The 10917-nt window shown below is 69.9% G+C and carries 8 protein-coding genes; 6 read left to right on the top strand and 2 right to left on the bottom strand.

The genetic code is table 11. From position 1 onward, the window contains the following. Window positions 1-128 precede the first annotated feature (128 nt). The 4 genes from secD (at window position 129) to ACFVIM_RS27800 (ending at window position 6255) form a co-directional block, all read left to right on the top strand. Entirely contained in the window at window positions 129-1931 is a 1803-nt protein-coding gene (secD, locus tag ACFVIM_RS27815) for a protein translocase subunit SecD (protein ID WP_384306764.1), read from the top strand. Between the two features lies 1 nt (window position 1932). Further along, window positions 1933-3033 carry a protein translocase subunit SecF gene (secF, locus tag ACFVIM_RS27810; RefSeq protein ID WP_384306762.1) on the top strand — a complete coding sequence of 367 codons (1101 nt, stop codon included), beginning with the start codon at window positions 1933-1935 and terminating at the stop codon, window positions 3031-3033. Continuing rightward, window positions 3030-3572, top strand: coding sequence for an adenine phosphoribosyltransferase (locus ACFVIM_RS27805; RefSeq protein ID WP_384306759.1), 543 nt, complete (start codon window positions 3030-3032; stop codon window positions 3570-3572). The genes secF and ACFVIM_RS27805 overlap by 4 nt, the downstream gene beginning before the upstream one ends. A 166-nt stretch (window positions 3573-3738) precedes the next feature. Beyond that, a complete protein-coding gene (locus ACFVIM_RS27800) occupies window positions 3739-6255 on the top strand; it encodes a RelA/SpoT family protein (RefSeq protein ID WP_384306757.1) in 2517 nt (838 codons plus the stop codon). Window positions 6256-6456: 201 nt separating this feature from the next. On the opposite strand, the gene ACFVIM_RS27795 is transcribed toward ACFVIM_RS27800, so the two are convergent. Then, window positions 6457-7686, bottom strand: coding sequence for a DUF349 domain-containing protein (locus ACFVIM_RS27795; protein WP_384306754.1), 1230 nt, complete (start codon window positions 7684-7686; stop codon window positions 6457-6459). Between the two features lie 199 nt (window positions 7687-7885). Next, window positions 7886-8683, bottom strand: coding sequence for a peptidylprolyl isomerase (locus ACFVIM_RS27790; RefSeq protein WP_384306752.1), 798 nt, complete (start codon window positions 8681-8683; stop codon window positions 7886-7888). A gap of 162 nt (window positions 8684-8845) precedes the next feature. On the opposite strand from ACFVIM_RS27790, the gene ACFVIM_RS27785 reads away from it, so the two are divergent. Together ACFVIM_RS27785 and hisS are read left to right on the top strand one after the other, a co-directional pair. Continuing rightward, the gene (locus ACFVIM_RS27785) at window positions 8846-9553 is read left to right on the top strand and encodes an MBL fold metallo-hydrolase (RefSeq protein ID WP_384306749.1); all 708 of its coding nucleotides are present in this window, start codon (window positions 8846-8848) and stop codon (window positions 9551-9553) included. 12 nt (window positions 9554-9565) lie between these two features. Continuing rightward, window positions 9566-10834: a histidine--tRNA ligase gene (gene hisS / locus ACFVIM_RS27780; RefSeq protein WP_384306746.1), complete on the top strand. Its 1269-nt coding sequence runs from the start codon at window positions 9566-9568 to the stop codon at window positions 10832-10834. Window positions 10835-10917 lie beyond the last annotated feature (83 nt).

Genomic DNA, 10917 nt, shown 5'->3' with positions numbered 1-10917 from the left:
GCCCGGCACGGACCGGTGCCGGGCGGTCCCTCGGTCGTGTTGACTTCTGCGGGGGCAGGTCCCCACAACACTTCGTGGCCGCCCCGGCGCACCCGGCGCGGGGCGGTTGGACAGGGAGAAACGAGAAGGTGGCAGCACCGAAGAGGGGCCGAAGGCCCGCGGGGGCTCAGGGGAAGCCGGGGCGCACCCTGGTTCTGATCCTGATCGCCATGGTCGCGTTGACCGGCGGCATGTTCTGGTCCGGTCACACCACGCCGCGACTGGGCATCGACCTCGCGGGCGGTACCACGATCACGCTCAAGGCCGAGGCGGAGCCCGGCAAGGAAAGCGCGGTCAACGAGACCAACATGAACACCGCGGTCGGGATCATCGAGCGCCGTGTCAATGGTCTGGGTGTCTCGGAGGCCGAGGTTCAGACCCAGGGCCGCGAGAACATCATCGTCAACATCCCCAAGGGGACCGACTCCGATCAGGCCCGTGAGCAGGTCGGCACGACCGCCCAGCTCTACTTCCGGCCCGTGATCACCGTCGCCCCCGGGGGCACGGCCCCGGCGCCCACCCCGAGCGCCTCGGCCGACAAGGGCACGTCCACGGACAAGTCCGGCGACAAGGCCACCGACGGTAAGGAGACCGCGACCGACGGCACGTCCGACGCGACTCCGTCGACCGGAGCCTCCGGCAGCCCCGGCGCCCAGGGCCGTGCGGTCACCGAGAACCTGAAGGCGCCCACCCCGTCCACCCCGGCCGCTCCGGCCGCGGACAAGACGCCCGCCGCGACGGGGGTCCCGACGCCGCCCGCGCAGACCCCGGCCGCCCCCGGGATCCCGCCCGCCCTGGAGAAGCAGTTCGCCGCGCTGAACTGCCTGGACGAGAAGTCCCGCGCCAACGCCGGCAAGAACAGCCGCCCCGAGGACCCGATGGTCGCCTGCGGTGAGAACGGCGGCGGCGCCTGGGAGAAGTACGTCCTCGGCCCCGCCGAGGTGGACGGCAAGGACGTCGACGACGCCAAGGGCCAGCTGGACCAGCAGCGCGGCATGTGGATCGTCACGATGGACTTCACCAAGGACGGCTCCAAGAAGTTCCAGAAGATCACCGGCAAGCTGTCGCAGCAGCCCTCGCCGCAGAACCAGTTCGCGATCGTCCTGGACGGCGAGGTCGTCTCGGCCCCGCAGGTCAACCAGACGCTCAGCGCCAACGCGGAGATCTCCGGCAACTTCAACCAGCAGTCCGCCCAGGACCTCGGCAACATCCTCTCGTACGGTGCCCTGCCGCTGACCTTCGAGGAGCAGAGCGTCACCACCGTGAGTGCCGCGCTCGGTGGCGAGCAGCTGCGCGCCGGTCTGATCGCGGGCGCCATCGGCTTGGCGCTGGTCATCATCTACCTGGTGGCCTACTACCGGGGTCTCGCGATGATCGCGATCCTCAGCCTGATCGCCTCCGCGATCCTCACGTACACCCTGATGGCACTGCTCGGCCCGGCCATCGGCTTCGCGCTCAACCTGCCCGCGGTCTGTGGCGCGATCGTCGCCATCGGTATCACCGCGGACTCGTTCATCGTCTACTTCGAACGGATAAGGGACGAGATCCGCGAGGGCCGTACCCTGCGCCCGGCGGTGGAGCGCGCCTGGCCCCGGGCCCGGCGCACCATCCTGGTCTCCGACTTCGTGTCGTTCCTCGCCGCCGCGGTGCTCTTCGCCGTCACCGTCGGCAAGGTCCAGGGCTTCGCGTTCACCCTCGGTCTGACCACCCTCCTCGATGTCGTCGTGGTGTTCTTCTTCACCAAGCCGCTGATGACGCTGCTGGCCCGGACGAAGTTCTTCGCCAGCGGTCACCCCTGGTCCGGTCTGGACCCGAAGCGGCTCGGGGTCCAGCCCCCGCTGCGCCGCTCGCGCCGCCCCATCTCCGCCACCACAGACCCGAAGGAGGCGTGAGATGTCGCGACTCGGAGATATCGGAGCCAAGCTCTACCGAGGCGAGATCGGATATGACTTCGTCGCCAAGCGCAAGCTCTGGTACGGGGTCTCGATCCTGATCACCGTTGTGGCCATCGCCGGCCTGGCGATCCGTGGCCTCAACATGGGCATCGAGTTCAAGGGCGGGGCGGTCTTCACCACCCCGAAGACCAGCGTCTCGGTCAGCCAGGCCACGGACTACGCCACGGAGGCCTCCGGCCACCAGGCCATCGTCCAGAAGCTGGGCAACGGCACCCTGCGGATCCAGGTCAGCGACATGGACACCCAGCAGGCCACCAAGGTCCAGAACCAGCTGGCCCAGGACATGAAGATGTCCGCCGACAAGATCGACGCCGAGCTGGTCGGTCCCAGCTGGGGCGCTCAGATCGCCAACAAGGCCTGGACCGGCCTCGCCATCTTCATGGTCCTGGTGGTGATCTATCTCGCCATCGCCTTCGAGTGGCGGATGGCGCTCGCCGCGCTCATCGCCCTCATCCATGACTTGACGATCACCGTCGGTGTCTACGCGCTGGTCGGCTTCGAGGTCACCCCGGGTACGGTGATCGGTCTGCTGACCATCCTCGGTTACTCCCTCTACGACACCGTCGTCGTCTTCGACGGACTCAAGGAGGGTGCCGTCGGTATCACCAAGCAGAACAAGTTCACCTACAGCGAGCTGGCCAACCGCAGCCTCAACGGCACCCTGGTGCGCTCCATCAACACCACGGTCGTCGCGCTGCTGCCGGTGGCGGGTCTGCTCTTCATCGGTGGCGGCTTCCTCGGCGCGGGCATGCTGAACGACATCTCGCTGTCGCTCTTCGTCGGCCTCGCCGCCGGTGCCTACTCCTCGATCTTCATCGCCACTCCGCTGGTCGCCGACTTCAAGGAGCGCGACCCGCAGATGAAGGCGCTGCGCAAGCGGGTTCTCGCCCGGCGCGCCGCCCTGGCGAAGGGCGAGGGCACCGACTCCGCCGCCGACGGCGGACAGCCGGGGCAGGAGGAGGTCACCGGCGGTGACGCCGCCGCCGTGGTCGGCCCCCGCAGCCAGGGCCGTGGCCGTTCCTCGGGGCGGCGCCGATGACCGCCGATCCCCGGGAGCTGCTGCTCAGCCGGATCCGTGATGTGGCCGACTACCCCAAGCCGGGGGTCGTCTTCAAGGACATCACCCCGCTTCTCGCGGACCCGGCGGCCTTCACGGCCCTGACCGACGTCCTGGCCGGTTTCTGCCGGGCCCAGGGCGCCACCAAGGTCGTCGGCCTGGAGGCGCGTGGCTTCATCCTGGGGGCGCCCGTCGCGGTCAGCGCGGGCCTCGGATTCATCCCCGTACGCAAGGCGGGCAAGCTCCCCGGAGCGACCCTGTCCCAGTCGTACGACCTGGAGTACGGGTCCGCGGAGATCGAGATCCACGCCGAGGACCTGCTCCCCGGTGACCGGGTCATGGTCATCGACGATGTCCTCGCCACCGGTGGCACGGCGGGCGCGGCCATGGAGCTGATCCGCCGGGGCGGAGCGGAGGTCGCGGGCGTCGCGGTCCTCATGGAGCTCGGCTTCCTCGGTGGTAGGGGGCGGCTGGAGACGGTCCTCGACGGAGCCCCGCTCAAGGCGCTGCTCACTCTCTGAGTAACGACGAACACGCAGGTGAGAGACAGGCCCCTGGAGGGCCCCGGGATTTCCGGGACCTCCAGGGGCCTGTTCCATCCGCTGAAGCGGTTGTCCGTCGAGGTCGATACGATGGGCCTCGCCGGACCTGCCCCGAGGGGACCGGAACCGCACGAGGAGCGCTCTCTTGCCAGACGAGGCCCGTCCCGCCACCGCCGCGCACTCCGCCCAGCAGACCGAGAAGGCCGCGGCGGCCCCGGTCACGCCCAAGAAGACGCCCGCCGAGAACGCCCCCGGGCCCGAGCGGGCCGGTGGCGCGGGCGCCGTGCGGTCCGGTGCGAGTGCCTCCTCGGCCAAGCCCCGCCCGGCCCCCGCCTCCCGGCCCAGCGCGCCCTCGGGCGGCCGGGCCTCGGGCTCCTCGAACCGGGTGCGTGCCCGGCTCGCCCGCCTGGGCGTGCAGCGTTCGTCCCCGTACAACCCCGTTCTCGAACCGCTGCTGCGGATCGTGCGGTCCAACGACCCCAAGATCGAGACGTCCACGCTGCGGCAGATCGAGCGGGCCTACCAGGTCGCCGAGCGCTGGCACCGGGGCCAGAAGCGCAAGAGCGGCGACCCGTACATCACCCACCCCCTCGCCGTGACCACGATCCTCGCCGAGCTGGGGATGGATCCGGCCACGCTGATGGCCGGGCTGCTCCATGACACCGTCGAGGACACCGAGTACGGGCTGGACAGCCTCCGCCGTGACTTCGGCGACCAGGTCGCGCTGCTGGTCGACGGCGTCACCAAGCTGGACAAGGTCAAGTTCGGCGAGGCGGCGCAGGCCGAGACCGTACGCAAGATGGTCGTCGCCATGGCCAAGGACCCCCGGGTCCTGGTGATCAAGCTCGCCGACCGGCTCCACAACATGCGCACCATGCGCTACCTCAAGCGGGAGAAGCAGGAGAAGAAGGCCCGCGAGACCCTGGAGATCTACGCCCCGCTCGCCCACCGGCTGGGCATGAACACCATCAAGTGGGAGCTGGAGGACCTCGCCTTCGCGATCCTCTACCCCAAGATGTACGACGAGATCGTGCGGCTGGTCGCCGAACGGGCGCCCAAGCGGGACGAGTACCTCGCCATAGTGACCGACGAGGTCCAGTCCGACCTCCGCGCCGCCCGGATCAAGGCCACCGTCACCGGCCGCCCCAAGCACTACTACAGCGTCTACCAGAAGATGATCGTCCGCGGCCGTGACTTCGCGGAGATCTACGATCTGGTCGGCATCCGCGTCCTCGTCGACACCGTCCGTGACTGCTACGCGGCGCTCGGCACCGTCCACGCGCGATGGAACCCGGTCCCCGGCCGGTTCAAGGACTACATCGCGATGCCGAAGTTCAACATGTACCAGTCGCTGCACACGACGGTCATCGGACCCAACGGCAAGCCCGTCGAACTCCAGATCCGCACCTTCGACATGCACCGCCGCGCCGAGTACGGCATCGCGGCGCACTGGAAGTACAAGCAGGAAGCCGTCGCCGGGGCGTCCAAGGTGCGCACCGACGTGCCGAAGAAGTCCGGCAAGGACGACCATGTCAACGACATGGCGTGGCTGCGCCAACTGCTGGACTGGCAGAAGGAGACCGAGGACCCCTCGGAGTTCCTGGAATCGCTCCGCTTCGACCTCTCCCGCAACGAGGTCTTCGTCTTCACGCCCAAGGGCGATGTCATAGCGCTCCCCGCCGGGGCGACACCCGTCGACTTCGCGTACGCCGTCCACACCGAGGTCGGCCACCGCACCATAGGCGCACGGGTCAACGGGCGGCTCGTCCCCCTGGAATCCACCCTCGACAACGGTGACCTGGTGGAGGTCTTCACCTCCAAGGCGGAGGGCGCCGGACCGTCCCGGGACTGGCTGGGCTTCGTCAAGTCGCCCCGGGCCCGCAACAAGATCCGTGCCTGGTTCTCCAAGGAACGCCGGGACGAGGCGATCGAGCAGGGCAAGGACGCCATCGTCCGCGCCATGCGCAAACAGAACCTCCCGATCCAGCGCATCCTCACCGGTGACTCGCTGGTCACCCTCGCCCATGAGATGCGCTACCCCGACATCTCCTCGCTCTACGCGGCCATCGGCGAGGGCCATGTCGCCGCCCAGGGCGTCGTCGGCAAGCTGGTCCAGGCACTCGGCGGCGAGGAGGCCGCCAACGAGGACATCGCCGAATCCGCGCCGCCGTCACGCGGCCGCTCCAAGCGCCGCTCCAACGCCGACCCCGGAGTGGTGGTCAAGGGGGTGGAGGACGTCTGGGTCAAGCTCGCCCGCTGCTGCACCCCCGTACCGGGCGATCCGATCATCGGCTTCGTCACCCGGGGCAGCGGGGTCTCCGTCCACCGCGCCGACTGTGTGAACGTCGACTCGCTGGCGCGCCAGCCCGAGCGGATGCTCGACGTGGAGTGGGCGCCCACCCAGTCCTCGGTCTTCCTCGTGGCCATCCAGGTCGAGGCGCTGGACCGGTCGCGGCTGCTGTCGGACGTCACCCGCGTCCTCTCCGATCAGCACGTCAACATCCTGTCGGCGGCGGTGCAGACATCGCGGGACCGGGTGGCGACATCGCGCTTCACCTTCGAGATGGGTGACCCCAAGCACCTGGGGCATGTGCTGAAGGCCGTGCGGGGTGTGGAGGGCGTGTACGACGTCTACCGGGTGACCTCGGCCCGCCGTCCGTAGCGGGCGCGGATCCGCGTGTGACCCGGACCCGCGCCGCGTTGTGGGCGCGCCGGTCCACACCGCTTGCGGAACACCCGTCCACACGGGTGGGGGAGCTCGTGCCCCACAACGGGGGGACAACACGGGGGTGGGGCCGCGACGTGGCCACAAGGGAAGGGCCTCCCCGGTGAGGGGGAGGCCCTGGGGTGAGGATGGTGGGGGTCAGCCGCCGAACTCCTCAAGGCCCTTCAGGGCCTGGTCCAGCAGTGCCTGGCGTCCTTCGAGCTCCTTCGCCAGCTTGTCCGCCTTCGCGTTGTTCCCCGCCGCCCGCGCCGCGTCGATCTGCCCGCGCAGCTTGTCGACGGCGGCCTGGAGCTGCCCGGTCAGACCCGCGGCGCGCGCCCGCGCCTCGGGGTTGGTACGGCGCCACTCGGACTCCTCGGAGTCCTGGAGGGCGCGCTCCACCGCGTGCATCCGGCTCTCGACCCGGTGCCGGGCGTCCCGGGGCACATGGCCGATGGCCTCCCAGCGCTCGTTGAGGGAGCGGAAGGCGGCTCGCGCGGCCTTCAGATCCGTCACCGGCACCAGCTTCTCCGCCTCGGCCGCCAGCTCCTCCTTGAGCTTGAGGTTCTCCGTCTGCTCGGCGTCGCGCTCCGCGAAGACATCGCTACGGGCGGCGAAGAAGACGTCCTGGGCGCCGCGGAAGCGGTTCCACAGGTCGTCCTCGGCTTCGCGCTGGGCCCGGCCCGCGGCCTTCCACTCCGCCATCAGCTCGCGGTAGCGGGCGGCCGTGGTGCCCCAGTCGGTGGAGCCGGAGAGCGCCTCGGCCTCGGCGACCAGCCGCTCCTTGGCCTTGCGGGCGTCCTCGCGCTGGGCGTCGAGCGCGGCGAAGTGGGCCTTGCGCCGCTTGGAGAACGCGGAGCGGGCGTGCGAGAAGCGGTGCCACAGCTCGTCGTCGGACTTGCGGTCGAGCCGGGGCAGTCCCTTCCAGGTGTCCACCAGGGCCCGCAGCCGCTCGCCCGCGGAGCGCCACTGCTCGCTGCGGGCCAGTTCCTCGGCCTCGCTGACCAGGGCTTCCTTGGCGTGACGGGCCTCGTCATGCTGCTTGGCCCGCTGTACCTTGCGCTCCTCGCGACGCTTGTCGACCGCCTCGACCAGCGCGTCGAGACGCTTGGCGAGCGTGTCGAGATCGCCGACGGCGTGGTGCTCGTCGATCTGCTGGCGCAGATGGTCGATGGCGATCTGGGCGTCCTTCGCCGACAGGTCGGTGGTCTTCACCCGCCGTTCGAGGAGGCCGATCTCGACCACCAAGCCCTCGTACTTGCGCTCGAAATAGGCCAGGGCCTCCTCGGGAGTGCCGGCCTGCCACGATCCGACGACCTTCTCGCCGTCGGCTGTACGCACGTACACGGTGCCCGTCTCATCGACACGGCCCCACGGGTCGCTGCTCACAGCGCCTCCTCCACCTGATGCCCGTGAAGGTCTTCCCCCGGGCATCGTCCACAGTTTCCTGGGGCGGGCAGCGCCCGCCCTGCACAACGCCAATCTAGGCGACCGGTCGGCCGCCTGTCCGCACTCAGCGCGTCCGAAATTCCCCGGCACCGCGCTGGTGCGGTCCAGCCCCTGTCCCCGGCCGTGATCACGGCCGCGGTCACGGGCCGGTGACGGTCGCCTTCTTGATGGTGACCGGCAGCTTCGGGGCTCCGTCGCCGCCGCCTGCGGCGACTCCGGCCTTGCCGACCTTCGCCACGGTCTTCAGGCCCGCCGCGTCCATCTTCCCGAACGGGGTGTAGGTGGGGGGCAGCTTGGTGTCCTTGTAGACCAGGAAGAACTGGCTGCCACCGGAGTTCGGCTGACCGGTGTTGGCCATCGCGACCGTGCCCGGCGGGTAGGTCACGGTCTGGTCGGCGCCCGGCTTGCCGAGCGCGCCCAGGTTCTCGTCCGGGATGGTGTAGCCGGGGCCGCCGGTGCCGTCGCCCTTCGGGTCGCCGCACTGGAGCACGTAGATGCCCTGTGTGGTCAGCCGGTGGCAGGTGGTCCCGTCGAAGTACTTCTTGTCGGCGAGCGCCTTGAACGAGTTCGCCGTACGCGGAGTCTTGGCCGCGTCCATGGCGATGGCGATCGGGCCCTGGCTGGTGTCGAGGGTGAAGGTGTAGGTGCCCTTCTTCTCGATCGCCATCTTCGGCTCGGGGCTGGGCTTCTCGGCCGGGGGCGTGGGCGCCTCGGAGGAGGCGCTGTTGCCCGCGTCCGAGCCCTTGGTGTCCTTGTCGTCGTCACCGGAGAACCCGATGGACGCGTAGGCCGCCACACCCGAGGCCAGCACCACCGCGAGCACGGCCGCGATGATGGTGTTGCGCTGCTTCTTCTTGCGGGCGCCTGCCCGACGCCGCTGCTGGCGCTCGAACTTCTCCCTGGCGAGCTGCCGCCGCCGCTGATCGTTGGTGACCACCGGGTCTTCTCCCTCGTTTCCACTCGGTCTGCGCTGAGCCGTCTGTCACGTGTGCCCGTACCGTATACGGGTTGGCTGTGGGAAGAGCAGCGCCGGTAGGCTCTGAGCTGCCGCATTCGCAAGACGGCTCTTCTCCGCTCCGCGACGACACCGAGGACGATCGTGCTTATTGCCGGATTCCCCGCCGGAGCCTGGGGCACCAACTGCTATCTGGTCGCCCCCGCCGCCGGTGAGGAGTGCGTGATCATCGATCCCGGTCACCAGGCGGCCGACGGTGTCGCCGAGGCCGTGGCCAAGCACCGGCTGAAGCCGGTCGCCGTCGTTCTCACCCACGGCCATATCGACCATGTCGCCTCGGTCGTCCCGGTCTGCGGCGCCCATGACGTGCCCGCCTGGATCCACCCCGCCGACCGCTTCATGATGAGTGATCCGGAGAAGGCGCTGGGGCGTTCCATCGGCGCCCAGCTGATGGGGGAGCTGACCGTCGGCGAGCCCTCCGACGTACAGGAGCTGAGCGACGGCGCCCGGCTCTCGCTGGCCGGTCTGGAGCTGACCGTGGCGCACGCGCCCGGCCATACCAAGGGGTCGGTGACGTTCAGGATGCCCGAGGCGGCCGATGTCCCGTCGGTCTTCTTCTCGGGCGACCTGCTCTTCGCCGGCTCCATCGGACGCACCGACCTGCCCGGTGGCGATCACGACGAGATGCTCGACTCGCTGGCCCGTGTGTGCCTGCCGCTCGACGACTCGACCGTGGTGCTGTCGGGACACGGTCCCCAGACGACCATCGGCCATGAGCGCGCCACCAACCCCTATCTGCGGCAGGTGGCCGCCGGTCTCGGGAGCCCCGGCGCTCCCCGACGAGGAATGTGACAAGAGAGTTCTGTGAGCACTTTTCAGGCCCCCAAGGGCACGTACGACCTGATCCCGCCGACCTCCGCCGTCTATCTGGCGGTGCGCGAGGCCATCTCCTCGCCGCTGCGGCACGCGGGATACGGATACGTGGAGACGCCCGGCTTCGAGAACGTCGAGCTGTTCGCGCGCGGTGTGGGTGAGTCCACCGACATCGTCACCAAGGAGATGTACGCCTTCGAGACCAAGGGCGGCGACCGGCTCGCCCTGCGTCCCGAGGGCACCGCGTCCGTGCTGCGCGCCGCCCTGGAGGCCAACCTCCACAAGCAGGGCGCGCTGCCGGTCAAGCTCTGGTACTCCGGCTCGTACTACCGCTACGAGCGTCCCCAGAAGGGCCGCTACCGCCACTTCTCCCAGGTCGGCGCGGAGGCCATCGGGGCCGAGGACCCGGCGCTCGACGCCGAGCTGATCATCCTGGCCGACCAGGCGTACCGCGCGCTCGGCCTGCGGCACTTCCGTATCCTGCTGAACTCGCTCGGTGACAAGGAGTGCCGTCCCGTCTACCGCGAGGCGCTCCAGGACTTCCTGCGCGGGCTCGACCTCGACGAGGACACCCGCCGCCGGGTCGAGATCAACCCGCTGCGCGTCCTCGACGACAAGCGCGCCGAGGTCCAGAAGCAGCTCACGGGCGCGCCGCTGCTGCGCGACTTCCTGTGCGACGCCTGCCGCGCGTACCACAAGGAGGTGCGCGAGCTGCTGACCGAGGCGGGCGTGGCCTTCGAGGACGACGAGCGGCTGGTGCGCGGGCTCGACTACTACACCCGCACCACCTTCGAGTTCGTCCACGACGGTCTCGGCTCCCAGTCGGCGGTCGGCGGCGGCGGTCGCTACGACGGTCTCTCCGAGATGATCGGCGGCCCGGAGCTGCCGTCGGTGGGCTGGGCGCTCGGTGTGGACCGTACGGTGCTGGCGCTGGAGGCGGAGGGCGTCACCCTCGATCTCCCGGCGACCACCAGCGTCTTCGCCGTCCCGCTGGGTGAGGAGGCCCGCCGGGTCCTCTTCTCCGTCGTCACCGGTCTGCGCCGGGCCGGGGTCGCGACCGACTTCGCCTTCGGCGGGCGGGGGCTGAAGGGCGCGATGAAGGCGGCCAACCGCTCGGGCGCGCGGCTGACGATCGTGGCGGGCGAGCGCGACCTCGCGGACGGTGTGGTCCAGCTCAAGGACATGGAGTCGGGCGAGCAGGTCCCGGTCCCGCTCTCCGAGGTGACGTCCGTGGTCCAGGCCCGTCTCGGCACCGTCTGACGCCGCGGTCCAGGCCCGTCTCGGCAGGGTCTGAGACCGCGGTCCCTCCGCGCGGTGGGTGACAGCGGGGCCCGGGTTCGCCG

It is taken from the genome of Streptomyces sp. NPDC057638 (genome assembly GCF_042800315.1).
Lineage (GTDB): Bacteria > Actinomycetota > Actinomycetes > Streptomycetales > Streptomycetaceae > Streptomyces.
The sequence above is the reverse complement of the archived record's forward strand: the minus strand, read 5'-3'. Positions and strand labels throughout refer to the sequence as shown.